Below are 17,990 nucleotides of genomic sequence, written 5' to 3'. Positions count from 1 at the left end.
GCGAGGTGTCGCGGCTCTCAGACTTCGAGCCATTCCTTGCGGACATCATCGCGCGTGGCGAAATCCGACGGGGTGCCGCCGTAGACGATTTCACCGTGTCCCATGACATAGACGCGGTTGGCGATGCGCAGGGCGATCGACAGCTTCTGTTCGACCAGCAGGATCGCGACGCCGGTCTTGGCGATTTCCGCGATCGTATCGCCGATCTGCTGCACGATCTTGGGCGCGAGGCCTTCGGTCGGTTCGTCGATGATGATCAGCTCCGGGTTGCCCATCAGGGTCCGGCACATGGTCAGCATCTGCTTTTCCCCGCCCGACAGGACGCCCGCCGCATTGTCGGCCCGGCGGCGCAGGTTGGGGAACATGTCGAGCATGTCGTCCACGGTGTACTTGCCGGGGTTCTTCATGTCCTTGATGCCAAGGATCAGGTTCTGGCGCACCGTCATCGTCGGGAAGATGTCCCGCGATTCCGGCACGTAGCCCAGGCCCATGCGGCTGATCTTGTGGCTTTCCAGCCCCGCGATCGGCTCGCCCTTGAAGAGGATCTCCCCTTTCGGCGCGACCTCGCCCATGATGGCCTTGGCGGTGGTCGACCGACCCACGCCGTTGCGGCCCAGAAGCGCGATCACCTCGCCCGGCATGATCTCCATGTTCACGCCGCGCAGGACGTGGGACTTGCCGTAGAAGGCGTGGAGGTCTTTGACCTCGAGCATTGGCTGGGTCATACGGTTTCCTCCGGCAGGGCTTCATCCCCGAGATAGGCTTCGCGGACCTTCGGATCGCCGCGGATTTCCGACGGCGGCGCCGAGGCGATGATTTCGCCGTAGACAAGCACCGAGATGCGGTCGGCCAGGTCGAAGATCACGCCCATGTCGTGTTCGACGATCACCAGCGTCTTGCCCTCGGTCGACTTGCGGATCAGTTCCACCGCGCGGTCGGTTTCCGAATGGCTCATCCCCGCGGTCGGTTCATCCAGCAGGATGACATTGGCACCGCCCGCGATGGTGATCGCGATCTCGAGCGCCCGCTGGTCGGCGTAGGGCAGAAGCGCTGCCGGGGTGTTGGCCTTGTCGACAAGCGAACAATGTTCCAGCACCTCGTAGGTCTTCTCCTGCACCTCTTTCGACGAGGTCACGCTTTTCCAGAAGGCGTAGCCCTGGCCAAGCGAATGCAGCACGCCGCAGCGCACGTTTTCGCGCACCGTCATGTTGGCGAAGATGTTCGAGACCTGGAAGGACCGCGACAGGCCCATCCGGTTGATCTCGAACGGGGCGACGCCTGAGATCAGCGTGCCGTTCAGCGACACCGTGCCGGATGTCGGGGTGTAGAGCCCCGAGATCAGGTTGAAGAGTGTCGACTTGCCTGCGCCGTTCGGACCGATGATCGCGTGACGTTCCCCCTTGGCGATATCCAGGGTCACGTCATTGATGATCTTGGCCGGGCCGAAGCTCTTGCACAGGTTCTTCAGGGAAAGGGCGGGTGCGGTCATGCCGGCATCTCCTCTTTCTCGCGACCCGCGAGCCGCAGCAGGTAACCCCCTGCGACAAGCGGGACGATGATGACGATCCAGGTCACGATGGAGCCATGGGTGAAGTGCAGACCGAAGGGTTCGAAGGCCTCACCCCAGCCGTTGGACCAGCGCACGGCGACCTCGACCAGGACGATCAGACCGATCAGCATCAGGAGACCACCCGCCAGCTGAACCGCCCACTTGCGCATCATCTCGCCTGCATTGGGACCACGGATGCCGTCCCAGATGCCGAAGATGATCCCGGCGATGCCACGCGGCGCGTACATCACGATCAGGACGAACATCAGCCCGAGGTAGAGCAGCCAGGCTTCGGTGAAGTCCGACATCATCGACGACATGTAGGTCAGCAGGATCGCCCCCATGATCGGACCGACGAAGTAGGTGATGCCCCCCACGTAGGCCATGATCAGGACGAAACCCGACGGGATCAGCGACAGCGCTTCCGGCGTGAAGATCTCGTAGTTCACGGCCGACATGCCGCCCGCCAGGCCCGCGAAGGCGCCCGAGAGCGAGAAGACCAGCCAGCGCACGCGCTGCGGGTTGTAGCCGATGAACTCGACCCGCTGCGGGTTGTCGCGGGTTGCCTCGGACAGACGGCCAAGCGGCGTCCGCGTGAAGGCATACATCGCGATGACCGCAAGGATCGTCCAGAAGGCCATGAACCAGTAGATGTCCGACTGCGGACCCATCGACAGGCCGAAGACCTCGGGGCCGTTCATCCGGTCACCGTTGATCCCCTGTTCGCCGCCGAAGAGGCTGTCGAACATGAAGGCGCCGGCAAAGATCAGCTCGGCCACACCGAGAGAGATCATCGCGAAGGTCGTCCCCGACCGCTTGGTCGAGAAGGAGCCGATCACGATGGCCGCAAGGCCGCCGCCGACGAAGCCGATGATCGGCAGGAAGAACGTCGGGAAGCTGCCCCAGATGCCCGTCCCGTCGGCGATCCAGTTCATGGCGTGCATGCACAGATAACCGCCGAGGCCGAAGTAGACCGCGTGGCCGAAGGACAGCATGCCCCCCTTGCCCAGCAGCATGTTGTAGGCCACCGCGAAGACGATGTAGATCGCCATCTGGTGCATCAGCGCATACATGGTCCGCGACGGATCGGTCAGCGGGATCAGCAGGATGATCGCGATGAACACGGCAAACGGCAGGATCCGCTGGCGGAACTTGGCCGCGCCCGAGGGCGCGATGTTCTGATAGCTTTGGGTTGTGTCGCTCATAGCTCTTGCTCTCCCATCAGGCCGCGCGGGCGGAAGATCAGCATCAGGACCAGCAGCAGGAACGGCAGGACCGGGGCCAGCGACGACACGGTGATGTCACCGATTTCCGAGGTCGGGCTGAGGCCGGTAAACCAGAAGATATCCGCGAAGGACGCACTGATCCCCACGGCGAAGTTCTGCAGCAGGCCGATCAGGATCGAAGCCAGGAAGGCCCCTTCCAGCGATCCGATCCCGCCGACGACAACCACCACGAAGACGATCGGGCCCATCTGCACCGCCATGGCCGGGTCGGTCACGAAGATGTTGCCCGCGATCACGCCCGCCAGACCGGCCAGCGCACAGCCGATGCCGAAGACGGTCATGAAGATCAGCGGCACGTTGTGGCCCAGGTGGCCCACCATGTGCGGATGCGTCAGGGCGGCCTGGATGATCAGACCGGCGCGGGTCTTCTTGAGAAGGAACCACAGGCCGATCAGCATCCCGATGGCGATGACAAGCATGAACATCCGGTAGGCCGGGAACGAAGCCCCGTAGATCGTGAAGGCCGGGAAATCGAGAAGCGAGGGGATCTTATAATCCACGGCGGTCTTGCCGTAGAAAATCTTGACGATCTCCTCGATCAGGTAGGCGAGGCCGAAGGTGAACAGAAGTTCCGCCACGTGGCCGTTCGCGTGAACCCGCCGCAGACCGTATCTTTCGACGACGGCCCCGACCAGTCCGACAAGAACGGGGGCAAGGAACAGGGCGATCCAGAAGCTGGTCGCGCCCATGATGGTGAAGGCGAAGTAGGCGCCCAGCATGTAAAAGCTCGCATGTGCGAAGTTCAGCACGCCCATCATCGAGAAGATGAGGGTCAGGCCGGACGACAGCATGAACAGCAAAAGCCCGTAGATCACGCCGTTCAGCAGCGCGAATACGATCGTTTCCATGATGACCTCGTTGAGTGTAGGAAGGGCGCCGCGCAGACCTGCACGGCGCCCTGATCAGTCAGCAGTGAAGAACCCGTGGATTACGGCTTCTCCGGGCGCTCCATCTGGCAGGTCGTCGGCTGTTCGGCCGCGGCTGCGTCGATTTTGCCGCCGTCCAGCAGCTTCCAGCCGAGGTCGATGTTGTCCACGCCGTACTTCACGTCCTTCGAGACGGTCGAGATGTACAGGTTCTGCTGCAGCTGGTGATCGTCGGCGCGCATGGTCGCGGTGCCATAGGGCTCTTCGTAGGTCATGCCTTCCAGCGCGAAGGCCACCGGGATCGGATCGTTGGATCCGGCAGTTTCCGCCGCCTGCTTGAACATGTTCAGAGCGTTGAACGCACGGTGGTAGTAGTAGTCATACTCGGGGAAACGCTGCTTGTATTCCTCGATCAGAGCGTACTGCTCGTCCGACGCATCCAGGTTGGTGATCGCTTCGGTCACCTGGTACAGGCGGTCGATCGCGCCTTCACCCAGGGCCGACACCGCACCAAGCGAACCGCCGTAGAAGGTGAAGTAGGGGATTTCAGAGCCGGATTCCGCAGCGGCTTTCATCAGCAGCTGCATGTCGGCGCCCCAGTTGCCGGTGATCACGGCATCCGCACCGGAAGAAATGATCTTCTGGATGTAGGGGGTGAAGTCCTTCACCTTTGCCAGCGGGTGCAGTTCGTTGCCGACGATTTCGATGTCGGGCCGCTTTTCCTTCAGCTGGCTTTCCGCCGCGGCCGCGACGGCCTGACCGAAGATGTAGTCCTGACCGATCAGGTAGACCTTCTTGATGTCGTCCTGGCCCTGAATGTAGTCGGTGATTGCGGCCATCTTCATGTCGGCATGCGCGTCGAAGCGGAAGTGCCAGAACGAGCAACCGTCGTTGGTGAAGTCCGGCGTCACGGCGGCGTAGTTGAAGAACAGGACCTCGTCACCGGGGTTCCGCTGGTTATGCTTGTTGACCGCGTCGATGATCGCGGCAGCCACGGACGACCCGTTGCCCTGGAAGATGTAGCGCACGCCATCGTCGATGGCTTTCTGCAGCTGAACCAGGGATTCCTTCGGGTTGACCTTGTTGTCGTAGCCTTTGACTTCGATTTGTTCGCCGTTCACGCCACCATTTGCATTGATATGTTCGGCTGCAAGCAGGAAGCTGGTGTAGCCGGCCTCACCGGACGGACCCATGGGGCCCGACAGCGGGTCGATGAATGCGAATTTGACGTCAGCCATTGCAGAAGAAACAGCAACAACAGAGACAGCAGCCGCGAGAGCGGCAGTTTTGATGGACATAGATTTCCTCCCGTTACGAAAGTCCGGATTCTGTTCCCGAACGTTTCTGGGTCGATCAAAAGGTTTCCGACCCGCCTTGTCAAGCAATCTGTGAAATTCTATTCTGCACTGCAAAACATCACGCGTCTGGGAGGAGAGCGCATGTCGTCATTTTCGGACGACCTGGACCTTTTTCGGTCCGAGGTCGCGGCCTTTATCGCCGAAAAATGCCCGCAAAAACTGAAGGATATGCCCGCATCCGCGCGGACGATCTGCTGGGGCGGCAAGCGCTTTGAATTTGCGTCGGACGAGCAGCGAATCTGGATGGAAAACGCGGCTTCGGTCGGCCTGACCGCCCCCCGCTGGCCTGTCGAATACGGCGGCGCGGGCCTGTCGCGGGCGCAGGAAAAGGTCTTCCGCGAAGAGATGGAAAAGGCCAAGGCACCCTCTCCGCTGGAAAGTTTCGGCCTCTGGATGCTTGGCCCGGCGCTGCTGGCCTTCGGCACCCATGAACAGAAGCTGAAATACCTGCCCGACATCACCAACGGCCGCATCCGCTGGTGCCAGGGCTATTCCGAACCCGGCGCCGGATCGGATCTGGCCAACGTCCAGACCCGCGCCGAGGACAAGGGCGACCACTGGGTGGTGAACGGCCAGAAGATCTGGACCTCCTACGCCAACCACGCCGACTGGATCTTTGCTCTGGTGCGCACCGACAAGGACGCGCCCAAGCACAAGGGCATTTCCTTCATGCTGATCGACATGTCCGAAACCGGCGTTTCGACCAAGCCGATCAAGCTGATCTCGGGCTCTTCCCCTTTCTGCGAGACCTTCTTTGACGACGTCACCGTGCCCAAGCAGGACGACGGCACATCCCGCATCGTCGGAGAGCTGAACCGCGGCTGGGACGTGGCCAAGCACCTGCTGACACACGAACGTGAAATGATCGGCGGCGGCGGTTCTGGCGCGGCGGGTGGCATCCTGGGCGGACGGTCCCTGGGCGCCTTCATCGACACGCTGGACGACCACCTCATGGAAGATCCGATCATCCGCGCCGAAACCATGGAGCTTGAGATCGACACGCTCGCCATGGGCATGACGATGGAACGCTACAAGGACATGGCCAAACAGGGCGGCGTCGGCCATGCCTCGGCCATGCTGAAGTATTCGGGGACCGAGCTGAACAAGCGCCGGTACGAAATCCTGATGTCCATCACCGGCTCCGAAGGGGTCGAATGGGACGGCGATCACGGCACGCTGGCGCCGGAATGGCTGCGCACCAAGGCGAACTCGATCGAGGGCGGGACGAGCGAAGTGATGCTCGACATCCTGTCCAAGCGTGTTCTCGAACTGCCGTCTTCGTAAAGGAATAACACCATGGTTGCTTCGCTTGTCCCGACCGAGGATGAAGTCATGCTGCGCGATGCCGCGCGCGGGTTCCTTTCGGAATCCTCCCCCATCACCGCCTTTCGCGCCAACCGCGATGCTGGCCGGACCTATGACCCGGGCCTCTGGAAGGAAATGGCCCAGATGGGCTGGACCGGCGTGCTGCTATCCGAAGAGGCCGGCGGGTCCGACATGGGTCACCGCGCAGCGGGTATCCTGAGCGAGGAGATGGGCGAGGTGCTGGCCAGCTCTCCGTTCATCTCGACCGCCGTGATGACGGCCACCGCGCTCAAAGGTGCCGCCAACGACCGGCTGGCGGGCATCGCCGACGGATCGTCGATCTATGCGCTGGCCGTGGACGAAGGCGCGAAGCACGCGCCCCTGCGCACCGCGCTGAAGGCCGAGAAATCCGGCAATGCCTTCCGGCTGTCTGGGCGCAAGGTCTTTGTCGCGGACGGCGGCGCGGCGACCCGCGTGCTGGTCCTGGCCCGGACCGCCGGCGCCGAGGGCGAGGCCGATGGCCTGACCCTTTTTGACATCGACGCCGACCGTGCGGGCCTGTCGCGCACGGCCAAGCGCACGGTGGACGAACGCGACCACGCCCAGCTGGATTTCGACGCGGTCGAGGCGACCGGCGACGACGTGGTGGGCGAGGTCGACGGTGGCATGGCCGCCATCGCGACCGCGCTGAACGCAGGTCAGGCCGCCCTGTCGGCCGAGCTTCTGGGCGTATCGGCCGGCGCCTTCGGCATGACCACCGGCTACCTGAAGGAACGCAAGCAGTTCGGCCGCACCATCGGGTCGTTCCAGGCTCTGCAACACCGCGCCGCGCACCTGTTCGCGGAAATCGAGATCACGGCCTCGGCCATCGCCAACGCCGGCCGGATGCTGGACGAAAGCCCCGAGGACGCCGAGATCGCGGTGTCGATCGCCAAGGCCCGCGCCACCCGGACCGCCAAACTGGCGGTCAGCGAAGGCGTCCAGATGCATGGTGGCATCGGCATGACCGACGAATTTGACATGGGCTTCTTCATGAAGCGTGCGCGCGTCGGGGCCGAATGGCTGGGCGACTATGGCTATCACGCCGCACGGGTCGCGAAGGCCCGGGGCTTCTGATGTCGGACCTGCTGGCGTCACGGCTGTTCGATCTGACCGGCAAGACCGCCCTTGTCACCGGCGGCGCATCGGGCATCGGCCTGATGGCCGCCGAGGCGTTGATGGGGGCGGGCTGCGACGTGATGATCGCCTCGCGCAAGGCGCATGCCTGCGAAGGCGCGGCGGATCAGCTGAACGCCATGGGGTTGGCCGGACAGGCCGTGGGCTTTGCGGGTGACGTCGGCACCGAACAGGGCGTCCTGGACCTGGTGCGCGAGGTCGAAGCCCGCACCGATGCCCTGCCGATCCTTCTGAACAACGCGGGCAAGACCTGGGGCGCCCCCTCGATCGAGGAGTTTCCCTATGACGCCTGGTCCCGCGTCATGGACGTGAATGTCACGGGCATGTTCTACCTGACCCAGAAACTGCTGCCGCTGCTGCGCCGCGCGGGCACCGCCGAGGATCCGGCGCGCGTGGTCAACACCGGATCGATTGTCGGGATCCAGCCGCGCGGCGGCACGGCTTATTCATACGGCGTGTCGAAAGGCGCGGTGCACCACATGACGACGCTGCTGTCGTCGGAACTGGCGCCGCAACACATCACCGTCAACGCGATCGCGCCCGGGCCTTTCGTCTCGAAGATGATGGCCTTTGCCATCGGCACCGAGGAACAGCGCGACAAGGCCGGCCAGAACATCCCCCTGGGTCGTGTCGGCACGCCCGAGGATATCGCGGGGGTGGTCCTGTACCTGTGTTCCCGCGCCGGCGCCTATGTGTCGGGTCACACCATTCCGGTGGCAGGCGGGCTCAATGCCGCCGTCGCCGCCAAGTCAGCTACAGCATCAGAGGATTGAGATGAGCAAAACCATCACCCGAGAGGAATTCGAGGCCATGGTCGGCCAGGAGATCGGCGTCTCCGACTGGTTCGAGATCACGCAGGCCCGGATCGACCAGTTCGCCGACTGCACCGAGGACTGGCAGTTCATCCACGTCGATCCCGAGGCCGCCGCCAAGACCCCCTTTGGCACAACCATCGCCCATGGCTTCCTGACGCTGTCGATGCTGTCGGCCATGGTCTACCAGATGCCGTCGATCGAAGGCGTCACCATGGGCGTGAACTACGGCATGAACAAGGTGCGCTTCGTGTCGCCGGTGCCGGTCGGGTCCAAAATCCGCGGCCGCTTCGTGCTGGACAAGTTCGAAGAGATCCGCCCGGGCGAGGTGCAGACCACCACCACCGTCACGGTCGAAATCGACGGCAAGGACAAACCCGCGCTCGTGGCCGAATGGCTGGGCCGCAGATACTTCGGAGAGAAATAATGAGCATTCGTTTTGACGGCCGCGTGGCCATCGTCACCGGCGCAGGCGTCGGTCTGGGCCGGTCCCATGCGCTTGGCCTGGCGAAACTGGGCGCAAAGGTCGTGGTCAACGATCTGGGCGTCGCCACCGACGGCACCGGATCGTCCACCGCGCAGGCCGATGCGGTCGTGAAGGAGATCGAGGCCATGGGCGGCGAAGCCATGGCCCACGGCGCAAACGTCACGGACGCGGCGCAGGTCAAGGACATGGTCGATCAGGCCATCGCCAAATGGGGCAAGGTCGACATTCTTGTCTGCAACGCGGGCATCCTGCGCGACAAGACCTTCGCCAAGATGGAGCTTGATGACTTTGCCAAGGTTGTCGACGTGCACCTGATGGGGTCTGTCGTGCCGACCAAGGCGCTGTGGGATCACTTCCGCGAAAACGAATATGGCCGCATCGTCTACACCACCTCGGCCTCGGGTCTTTACGGCAACTTCGGCCAGTCGAACTATGGCGCTGCCAAGGCCGCCATGGTCGGCCTGATGAACGTGCTGGTCCAGGAAGGGCAGAAGTACAACATCAAAGCCAACATCCTGGCGCCCACGGCCGCCACCCGGATGACCGAAGGCCTGCTGCCGGAACAGGTGCTTGATCTGCTCAAGCCGGAAACCATCACCCCGGGCATGCTGACGCTGGTGGCCGAGGACGCGCCGAACCGGATGATCATGGGCGCAGGCGGCGGCTGCTTTGCCGAATGCCGCATTTATGAAACCGAAGGCGTGGCCTTTGGCGATGACGAGCTGAACCCCGATGCCATCGCCGCCCGGATGGACGACATCCGTGCCGAGGACAATCAGCAGATCATGCCGGGCGCCTTTGCCCAGACCCGCAAATATGCCTCGATGGCCGCCGAAAAGCGCGGCATCGAGCTGCCCAAATCGTAATTCTCAGGGAGGAAACCCAAATGCGTGACGCAGTCATCGTCTCGACCGCACGGACCCCGATCGGCAAGGCCTTTCGCGGTGCGTTCAACAACACCCAGGCACAGGAACTGATCGGCCACGCCGTGAAGCACGCCGTGGATCGCGCGGGCCTCGACGGCTCCGAGATCAGCGATTGCATCGTCGGTGCGGCGCTTCAGCAGGGATCGACCGGCGGCAACATCGGCCGTCAGGCCGTGATCCGCGCGGGCCTGCCCGTCAGCATCGCCGGCATGTCGCTGGATCGCCAGTGTGCCTCGGGCATGATGGCCATCGCCACGGCCGCCAAGCAGGTCATCCACGACGGCATGGACATCTGCATCGGCGGCGGCGTGGAATCCATCTCGCTGGTCCAGAACCAGAACATGCGCGCCGACCGTGCCCGTGATCCCTGGATCAACGAACACAAGCCCGAACTCTACATGTCCATGCTGGAAACGGCGGAAATCGTGGCCGAGCGTTACAACGTCAGCCGCGAAGACCAGGACGAATACGCCCTGAAATCGCAGCAGCGCACCGCCGCAGCCCAGCAGGCCGGCAAGTTCGACGACGAAATCGTGCCGCTGACCTCGACCATGGGCGTGATGGACAAGGAGACCAAGGAAGTCTCGTTCAAGGAAGTCACGCTTGAGAAGGACGAAGGCAACCGCCCGTCCACCACGCTGGAAAACCTGCAAAGCCTCGCTCCGGTCTTCAAGGACGGCCAGCAGATCGCCGAAGGCAAGTACATCACCGCCGGCAACGCATCGCAGCTGTCCGACGGCGCGTCCGCCTCGGTCATCATGGAAGCCAAGGTGGCCGAACAGCGCGGCCTGCAGCCGCTTGGCCGCTATGTCGGCGTGATGGCCGCCGGCCTCGGCCCGGAAGAGATGGGCATCGGCCCGATCTACGCGGTGCCGAAGCTGCTGGAAGCGCATGGGCTCAAGATGGACGACATCGGCCTGTGGGAACTTAACGAAGCCTTCGCGAGCCAGGTCCTGCAGTCGCAGCGCGTCCTCGGCATCCCGGACGAACTGCTGAACGTGAACGGCGGCGCGATTTCCATCGGGCACCCCTATGGCATGTCGGGCGCGCGGATGGTTGGCCACGCACTGATCGAAGGCAAGCGTCGTGGCGCCAAGTACGTCGTCTGCACCATGTGTGTCGGCGGCGGCATGGGCGCGGCAGGCCTGTTCGAAGTTCTCTGAACCATAGGGACGGCCCCGGACCCGCTCCGGGGCCGTCCCCCCAGACATAACGCAGTCCCGGCACCCGGCCGGGATAGGCGCATGGAAGACGCAACACACTAATGCCCACGCTCTACCTTATCCGCCACGGTCAGGCCTCTTTCGGGGCCGACGACTATGACGTGCTGTCCCCGATCGGGCACGAACAGGCCGAAGCGCTTGGCCACTGGTTCCGGCAGGAAGGGATCACCCCCGACCTGACCGCCCACGGCACCCTGCGACGTCAGAAGGAAACGCTGGCGGGCATCCTGAAGGGGCTTGGCGTCGACAGCACACCCGAAGAGCACCCCGGGCTGGACGAGTTTGATTTCGGTGCACTGCTGAAGGCCAAATACGCGGCTGGTGGTGAACCGGACGGCATGATGACCGACCACAAAAGCCACTTCCGCACCCTGCGCACCACCGTCGCCGAATGGCAGCGGGACGAGATCCCGAACCCGCCGGAGACATGGGCCCAGTTCACCACCCGCGTCGATCAGGCCTGCACCGCGCTGATGCGCGACGGGGTCGAGACGGTCTTTGCCGTCTCCTCGGGCGGGGCGATCGGTCAGGCGGTGTCGGCGCTGCTGGAAACCCCCGGCCTCCACCAGACCAAGATGCAGCTGCAGATGAAGAACACCGCAATCACGCGCTTCGTCTGGACGCCGCGCGCGAAGTACTTTCACGGGTTCAACGAAACCCCACATATCACGGCGGCCAATGCGGACCGCCTTCTGACTTACGCTTGAGGGAGGGTAACGATGACCAAACAGGACCCCACGAAACTGGACGTCGCCGCCGTTGAGAAATGGCTGACCTCAAACCTGCCGGGCTTCGAAGGCCCGCTCGAGGCCGAGAAGTTCAATGTCGGGCAATCCAACCCGACCTTCCGGCTGATCACGCCGAAACACAACTATGTCCTGCGTCGCAAGCCGCCGGGGGTCCTTCTCAAATCGGCTCACGCCGTCGACCGCGAATTCCGCGTGCAGAAGGCGCTTTACAACACGCAGGTGCCGGTGACCAAGGTGCATGTGCTGTGCGAAGACGACGACGTCATCGGATCGATGTTCTACGTCATGGACGAGGTGAAGGGCCGCCACTTCAACCTGCCGTCCCTGCCGGAACTGGCGCGGGATGACCGCTATGCCATCCATGACGAGATGTCGCGCGTTCTGGCCGCGATCCACGCCGTCGATCTGGAGGCTACGGGGCTGAGCGACTACGGCCCCACGGGCAACTACTATGAACGCCAGATCGGCCGCTGGACCAAGCAGTACCGCGCGTCCGAGACAGAAACGATCCCCGACATGGATGCGCTGATCGACTGGCTGAACAACAACATCCCCGCCGACGACGGTCTGCGGACGTTGGCACACGGCGATTACCGCATCGACAACATGCTGTTCGACAAGGATCAGCCGCGCGTTGCCGCCGTGCTGGACTGGGAACTGTCGACCACCGGCCACCCCTACGCCGACGTGGCAGCGGTCATCATGCAGTGGATGATGCCGGCCGATGCCAACAGCCGCGGTCTTGCCGGTGTCGACCGCCGGGCCGAGGGCCTGATGACCGATGAAGATTTCCTCGAAAGCTACTGCCGTCGCGCCGGAATCCCCGGCATCGACCGCTTTGGCTTCTACCTGGCCTTCTGTTTCTTCCGCATGGCAGGCATCATTCAGGGCGTGTACAAACGCGCGCTGGACGGCAATGCCTCGAACCCGGAACGGGCGAAACAGATGGGCGCCGCTGTCCCCCGCTTTGCCGAAGCGGGCCTCAACGCAGCCAAGACGGTCTGAATACTGAACATGAACGACATCCCCCTGGACCCCCTGCTGGTCGAAGACCCCTACCCTTTCCAGAAGCGCATCGGCTTCTTCCTGACCGACTGGGGCCCCGACCACGCGCGGTTCGACCTGCCGATGGAAGATTTCCTGATGAACCGTTACGGCATCCCGCATGGCGGGGTGCACGCGCTGATGGCCGACACCGTCATGGGCTACGCGGGCTGTTTCACCGGCGATCCCGAGGACCGGCAGCTGGCCATGACACTGAACCTCAACGTGAACTACGTCGGCCCCCTGAAGGGCAAGACGATCATCGCCGAGGGACGCAAGACCGGCGGCGGTCGCAAGACATACTTTGCCGAAGCCGAGATCCGCGATGAACTGGGCAATGTCGCCGCCCGCGCAACCGGCGTCTTCCGCTACCGGGGGCGCTAGGCCCTCAGCCAGCCATCGGGCAGGATATCGGGGTTCGTCAGCTTGGGGTTGGCGAACCAGTCCTTCGGACCCACGACGATCTTGTCCGGGTTGGTGTTCAGCCAGGCCCCCCACCACGAGAAGGACGAATTGGCGATGATGTTGTGGTCACACAGCGACATCAGCCGCATGTCCTCGTAATCCGCATCCTCGCCGTTGTGGTCGATCACCACCCGCCGCCCGGGCAGGGTCAGGTGATGGCGCGCCCAGTCGGGTTCATCCGAGAAAACGAAGATCACCGGTTCGGCATCCAGCCTGGGCAGCAGTTGCGCCAGCGCCGCGTCGTAATAGGCCTGATCGCAGACCCCATGCGCCGCCAGCGCAACGTAGTCGCCCCGGCGCACATGCAGCGACACCGACGGCGCTGCCGCAATTTCCTCGGCCAGCTCGGCATTCCGGCCGGTCGGCGCGGGCAGCGCGAAATCGGCGCGGATCTGGTCGGCGTGACGACCGAAGTATTTCTCGGATTGCCAGTAGCCATGAAGGTAGCTGTCGTCGGGCAGGGAAAAGAACGCCGGATCGAAACCAAGCCCCTTCTCCCGCACGTATTTCGGCGACCGCCCCAGGTAGCGCCACTGGTAATGGGCCAGCTTGCGGTCATGCTTGGACGGCGGCATCGGTGCCTGCGTGCGTGGCAGATCCCAGATCCGGGTGATCGACCGTTCACCCCGCGCGATGGCCAGCCGGTCGTCCAGCACCACCCGCGTGCACAGCTCAAGCGCCAGGGCCCGCGCGGCGGCGTATTGGAACATCTGGTTGCCGGTACGCCCGTGAAACCGCGTGTAGATCATGTCTTGTCCCCTGAAAGCCGCGCCACCCGTGACCGATAGCGCATCCGGCGCCAGCCGCGGCTGATCTCGGCCCAGGCCGAAGTGTGGCTTTGTATCGTGCTGCCGCCCGTTTCCGCCACCGCGCTGCGCACCGGCGCAGGCGTCAGGCTGACCACCTCGACCCCGTGCAGCCAGCGCATCTGAAGGAAGGTGTCGACGGGCCGGTCCAGCGTGTCCGTCAGGTCAAGCAGACGCGCCGCCGCCTCGCGCCCGACGATCTGCATGCCCGTGGTCAGGCCGATGACGCGTGGCCGGAAAAGCCGGACCCCGTCTGCCGTCGCGACGACCTCGGCCACCTCTTCCTTGTCGCGCAGGGGGAAGCGGATCAACCGGTTCGGCGCGATGTGATCCAGCGCCAGCGCCAGCGCCGCATCGAAGCCGTCGGTCGGCGCGATGTCATCCTCGACGATCAGGCCCGCCGCGTCGCCCGACGCCACGATCGCCGCCCAGGCCTTGCGGTGCGACAGGAAACAGCCGATTTCGCCCGGTTTGAGCGGGAAGGGATAGGCCGGATCATGCGGCGTCATCGCCGTGATCGCCGTGCGCGACGCATCGTCCATCACCCGGCCATCGACGGCCGGCAGAACCTCGGCCCCCGGCAGGCGCGCCATCAGCCCGTCGACCAGCCCGCGCCGGGCCGTGCTGCTGTCCATGTGAATGATGTAGCTGCGGATCATGCCGCGATATTGCAGGACCGCCCCCAAAGGGCAAGCCGCCCGCGAAACGCGAAACGCCCCGAGGTCTCCCCCGGGGCGTCCCAAATTCAACCTGACGAAAGGATCACTCCTCTGCGTCGGCCTTGTCCTTGGCGATCTCTTCGCCGGTCTCCTGGTCGACCATCTTCATGGCCAGGCGCACCTTGCCGCGATCGTCAAAGCCCAGAAGCTTCACGTAGACGTCCTGGCCTTCCTTCAGCACATCCGACGGATGGTTCAGGCGGCGGTTCTCGATCTGGGACACGTGCACCAGGCCGTCACGCTTGCCGAAGAAGTTCACGAAGGCGCCGAAATCGACAATCTTCACGACCTTGCCCTTGTAGACCTGGCCTTCTTCCGGCTCTGCCACGATCGAATGGATCATGTCATAGGCCTTCTGGATGGCGTCACCGTTCGGGCTAGCGATCTTGATGATGCCTTCGTCGTTGATGTCGACCTTGGCGCCCGAGACTTCCACGATTTCGCGGATGACCTTGCCGCCGGACCCGATCACTTCACGGATCTTGTCGGTCGGGATCTGCATCGTCTCGATCCGCGGTGCGTGGACCGAGAATTCGCCGGTGCCGGCCTGCGCCTTGTTCATCTCGCCAAGGATGTGCAGACGGCCCGCTTTCGCCTGGGCGAGGGCTTTCTGCATGATCTCGGGCGTGATGCCTGCGACCTTGATGTCCATCTGAAGCGAGGTGATCCCCTCTTCGGTCCCGGCCACCTTGAAGTCCATGTCGCCCAGGTGGTCTTCGTCACCCAGGATGTCGGTCAGGATCGCGTAGGAGCCGTCGTCTTCCAGCACCAGACCCATGGCCACACCGGCCACAGCGGCCTTCAGCGGAACGCCCGCGTCCATCATGGACAGCGACCCACCACAGACGGACGCCATCGAGGACGAGCCGTTGGATTCAGTGATCTCGGACACGATGCGGATCGTGTAGGGGAAGTCGGTCGAGGCGGGCAGAACGGCCTGAAGGGCGCGCCATGCCAGTTTGCCGTGACCGATTTCACGACGACCCGGGGAACCAACGCGGCCCACTTCGCCAACCGAATACGGCGGGAAGTTGTAGTGCAGCATGAAGTTCGATTTGAAGTTGCCGTGCAGCGCGTCGATGAACTGTTCGTCATCGCCGGTGCCAAGCGTGGTCACGACCAGACCCTGCGTCTCACCACGGGTGAAGAGCGCGGAACCATGGGTCCGCGGCAGCAGGCCGGTTTCGACCTCGATCTGGCGGACAGTGTCCAGCGCCCGACCGTCGATCCGCTTGCCTTCCTTCACGACAGAGCCGCGCAGGACGGACGATTCCAGCTTTTTCAGCGCGGAACCGAGGTTCGCATCCTCCAGCTGTTCTTCCGTCAGGCCCGCCTTGATGGCGTCCTTGGCGGCGGCAACAGCGGCAACGCGCTCCTGCTTGTCGGTGATGGCGTAGGCGGCCTTCATCTGGTCTTCACCTGCGGCTTTCACGACGTCATACAGCGCCGAGTAATCCGGGGGAGTGAAGTCGAACGGCTCTTTCGCGGCGTCTTCGGCCAGCGAGATGATCAGGTCAATCACCGGCTGGATCTGCTCGTGCGCGAAGGTCACCGCGCCCAGCATTTCTTCCTCGGTCAGCTCGTAAGCTTCCGATTCCACCATCATGACGGCGTCCTTGGTGCCGGCCACAACCAGGTCGAGACGCTGCTCGGGGTTGTTGCGCAGGCCCTGCATGTCGTCGACAGAGGGGTTCAGCACATACTCGCCATCGACGAAACCGACGCGGGCACCGGCGATCGGGCCCATGAACGGCGCGCCGGAAATGGTCAGCGCAGCAGATGCCGCGATCATCGCCACGACGTCCGGATCGTTGACCAGGTCGTGCGACAGAACGGTGCACATCACCAGAACTTCGTTCTTGAAGCCCGGCACGAAAAGCGGGCGGATCGGACGGTCGATCAGGCGCGCGGTCAGCGTTTCCTTCTCGGTCGGACGCGCCTCGCGTTTGAAGAAGCCGCCCGGAACCTTACCGGCGGCATAGTATTTCTCCTGGTAGTGAACCGTCAGCGGGAAGAAGTCCTGGCCCGGCTTCGGTTCCTTGGCGAAGGTCACGTTCGCCATCACGCTGGTCTCACCCAGCGTCGCGATCACGGTGCCATCCGCCTGACGGGCAACCTTGCCCGTTTCCAGAGTGAGCGTTTCATCGCCCCACTCCATCGTCTTCTTAGTCACATTGAACATATGTCTATCCTGTAGGGAGCACTCCCGCCCCTGCGGGTCTCCCGGTGTCATGGCGGCCCCATTGCCGCCGCCCCCTATCCTTTGCACGACGCCGGGGGCCGGAGCGTCACGTCTCAGATGCGGGGGCCATACAGGAAATCAGCCAACGTGGAAAGCATTGGTTTCTCCCGGCCGCAGGTTTCGCGAAAGGTTGCGGACTGGTATCGATCCGTCGAACCAAAGTCGTCAGGGTCGGCAATACATGAAACGCATTAGCATCCGCCTCGGCCTTACCCTGCTGATCCTCGTCGCCCTCGCCTGGGGCGTTGAACGCTTCAGCGACGCCAATCGGTATCAACTGTTCGGCAAAATCATCGCCAAGGTGCACACCGAAGACAAGGTGATTGCCCTGACTTTCGACGACGGACCCACGGATGAAGCGACGCCGGAAGTCCTGAAAATCCTCGCCGACAGAGGCGTAATCGCGACCTTCTTCGTCAATGGCATCGCGGTTGAAAGGCATCCCGACGCCATGCGCGCGATTATCGCGGCGGGCCATGAGGTCGGCAATCACACCTGGTCGCACCGTCGGATGATGCTTGTCTCTCCCTCCGCCGTACGTAAGGAACTGGAACCGACGGACGCCATCCTGCGCGACGTCGGATATGAAGGCCCTCTTCACTTCCGGCCGCCCTATGGGCGCAAGCTTTTCTCTCTTCCCCTGCACCTCGCGCGAGAGGACCGTCTGACCGTGATGTGGTCGGTGGCGGCCGAGACATTCCAGCCTGACCAGACGGCAGAAGATATCGCCCGACGGGTTCTGGCCCAAGCCGGGCCGGGCGATATCGTGATGCTCCACCTGATGTTTCGCGGCAATGCCAACAGCCGCGCGGCCCTTCCCGTGATCATCGACGACCTTTCTGCGCGGGGCTATCGGTTCGTCACGGTGTCGGACCTTCTGAGCTATCGCTGAACCGAACGGCCGTTTTGCAGGCGTCGTTCGGGCGCTGGAACATCGCCACTTGCAATTCCTGATTAATTTTGTCAGATAAGCGATG

At 63.4% G+C, this 17,990-nt stretch carries 18 protein-coding genes; 10 read left to right on the top strand and 8 right to left on the bottom strand.

Going from position 1 to position 17,990, the window contains the following annotated elements; all coding sequences use genetic code 11:
- Positions 1 to 17: 17 nt before the first annotated feature.
- The 5 genes from E4S58_RS10565 to E4S58_RS10545 form a co-directional block, all read right to left on the bottom strand.
- Positions 18 to 725 carry an ABC transporter ATP-binding protein gene (locus E4S58_RS10565; RefSeq protein ID WP_205965378.1) on the bottom strand — a complete coding sequence of 236 codons (708 nt, stop codon included), beginning with the start codon at positions 723 to 725 and terminating at the stop codon, positions 18 to 20.
- Positions 722 to 1,489, bottom strand: coding sequence for an ABC transporter ATP-binding protein (locus E4S58_RS10560; RefSeq protein WP_136636372.1), 768 nt, complete (start codon positions 1,487 to 1,489; stop codon positions 722 to 724). The genes E4S58_RS10565 and E4S58_RS10560 overlap by 4 nt, the downstream gene beginning before the upstream one ends.
- On the bottom strand, positions 1,486 to 2,754 hold the full coding sequence (locus E4S58_RS10555) for a branched-chain amino acid ABC transporter permease (protein ID WP_136636371.1): 1,269 nt from the start codon (positions 2,752 to 2,754) through the stop codon (positions 1,486 to 1,488). The genes E4S58_RS10560 and E4S58_RS10555 overlap by 4 nt, the downstream gene beginning before the upstream one ends.
- Positions 2,751 to 3,683 (bottom strand): branched-chain amino acid ABC transporter permease, encoded by a 933-nt coding sequence (locus E4S58_RS10550; protein WP_136636370.1) that lies wholly within the window; start codon positions 3,681 to 3,683, stop codon positions 2,751 to 2,753. Before E4S58_RS10550 ends, E4S58_RS10555 begins: the two co-directional genes overlap by 4 nt.
- Positions 3,684 to 3,763: 80 nt before the next feature.
- Positions 3,764 to 4,939, bottom strand: coding sequence for a branched-chain amino acid ABC transporter substrate-binding protein (locus E4S58_RS10545; RefSeq protein WP_240789525.1), 1,176 nt, complete (start codon positions 4,937 to 4,939; stop codon positions 3,764 to 3,766).
- Positions 4,940 to 5,140: 201 nt separating this feature from the next.
- Between E4S58_RS10545 and E4S58_RS10540 the strand changes: the two genes are divergently transcribed.
- The 9 genes from E4S58_RS10540 to E4S58_RS10500 all read left to right on the top strand — a co-directional run bounded on the left by E4S58_RS10540 (position 5,141) and on the right by E4S58_RS10500 (position 13,165).
- Entirely contained in the window at positions 5,141 to 6,343 is a 1,203-nt protein-coding gene (locus E4S58_RS10540; protein ID WP_136636368.1) for an acyl-CoA dehydrogenase family protein, read from the top strand.
- Between the two features lie 12 nt (positions 6,344 to 6,355).
- A complete protein-coding gene (locus E4S58_RS10535; protein ID WP_205965377.1) occupies positions 6,356 to 7,480 on the top strand; it encodes an acyl-CoA dehydrogenase family protein in 1,125 nt (374 codons plus the stop codon).
- The gene (locus E4S58_RS10530; protein ID WP_136636367.1) at positions 7,480 to 8,313 is read left to right on the top strand and encodes an SDR family oxidoreductase; all 834 of its coding nucleotides are present in this window, start codon (positions 7,480 to 7,482) and stop codon (positions 8,311 to 8,313) included. The genes E4S58_RS10535 and E4S58_RS10530 overlap by 1 nt, the downstream gene beginning before the upstream one ends.
- A gap of 1 nt (position 8,314) precedes the next feature.
- A complete protein-coding gene (locus tag E4S58_RS10525) occupies positions 8,315 to 8,779 on the top strand; it encodes a MaoC family dehydratase (protein WP_136636366.1) in 465 nt (154 codons plus the stop codon).
- Positions 8,779 to 9,705 carry an SDR family NAD(P)-dependent oxidoreductase gene (locus tag E4S58_RS10520; protein WP_136636365.1) on the top strand — a complete coding sequence of 309 codons (927 nt, stop codon included), beginning with the start codon at positions 8,779 to 8,781 and terminating at the stop codon, positions 9,703 to 9,705. Before E4S58_RS10525 ends, E4S58_RS10520 begins: the two co-directional genes overlap by 1 nt.
- A gap of 20 nt (positions 9,706 to 9,725) precedes the next feature.
- The gene (locus tag E4S58_RS10515) at positions 9,726 to 10,928 is read left to right on the top strand and encodes an acetyl-CoA C-acyltransferase (RefSeq protein ID WP_136636364.1); all 1,203 of its coding nucleotides are present in this window, start codon (positions 9,726 to 9,728) and stop codon (positions 10,926 to 10,928) included.
- 101 nt (positions 10,929 to 11,029) lie between these two features.
- Positions 11,030 to 11,695, top strand: coding sequence for a histidine phosphatase family protein (locus E4S58_RS10510; RefSeq protein WP_136636363.1), 666 nt, complete (start codon positions 11,030 to 11,032; stop codon positions 11,693 to 11,695).
- A gap of 12 nt (positions 11,696 to 11,707) precedes the next feature.
- Positions 11,708 to 12,742, top strand: a complete 1,035-nt coding sequence (locus tag E4S58_RS10505) for a phosphotransferase (protein ID WP_136636362.1) — start codon at positions 11,708 to 11,710, stop codon at positions 12,740 to 12,742.
- A 9-nt stretch (positions 12,743 to 12,751) separates the two neighbouring features.
- Positions 12,752 to 13,165: a PaaI family thioesterase gene (locus E4S58_RS10500; protein ID WP_136636361.1), complete on the top strand. Its 414-nt coding sequence runs from the start codon at positions 12,752 to 12,754 to the stop codon at positions 13,163 to 13,165.
- On the opposite strand, the gene E4S58_RS10495 is transcribed toward E4S58_RS10500, so the two are convergent.
- The 3 genes from E4S58_RS10495 to pnp form a co-directional block, all read right to left on the bottom strand.
- Complete coding sequence (locus E4S58_RS10495) at positions 13,162 to 13,995, bottom strand: alpha-1,2-fucosyltransferase (RefSeq protein WP_136636360.1); 834 nt, start codon at positions 13,993 to 13,995, stop codon at positions 13,162 to 13,164. The two genes, E4S58_RS10500 and E4S58_RS10495, sit on opposite strands and share 4 nt — an antisense overlap.
- A complete protein-coding gene (locus tag E4S58_RS10490) occupies positions 13,992 to 14,711 on the bottom strand; it encodes a glycosyltransferase family 25 protein (protein ID WP_136636359.1) in 720 nt (239 codons plus the stop codon). The genes E4S58_RS10495 and E4S58_RS10490 overlap by 4 nt, the downstream gene beginning before the upstream one ends.
- A gap of 103 nt (positions 14,712 to 14,814) precedes the next feature.
- Positions 14,815 to 16,953: a polyribonucleotide nucleotidyltransferase gene (gene pnp, locus E4S58_RS10485; protein ID WP_136636358.1), complete on the bottom strand. Its 2,139-nt coding sequence runs from the start codon at positions 16,951 to 16,953 to the stop codon at positions 14,815 to 14,817.
- A 157-nt stretch (positions 16,954 to 17,110) separates the two neighbouring features.
- Here pnp and E4S58_RS10480 point away from each other — a divergent pair, with 157 nt between their 5' ends.
- Positions 17,111 to 17,905: a polysaccharide deacetylase family protein gene (locus tag E4S58_RS10480; protein ID WP_240789524.1), complete on the top strand. Its 795-nt coding sequence runs from the start codon at positions 17,111 to 17,113 to the stop codon at positions 17,903 to 17,905.
- Positions 17,906 to 17,990: the final 85 nt, after the last annotated feature.

It is taken from the genome of Pseudooceanicola onchidii, from assembly GCF_004959925.1.
GTDB lineage: Bacteria > Pseudomonadota > Alphaproteobacteria > Rhodobacterales > Rhodobacteraceae > Pseudooceanicola > Pseudooceanicola onchidii.
Note: the sequence above shows the minus strand (reverse complement) of the source record. Positions and strands in the feature narration are given on the sequence as shown.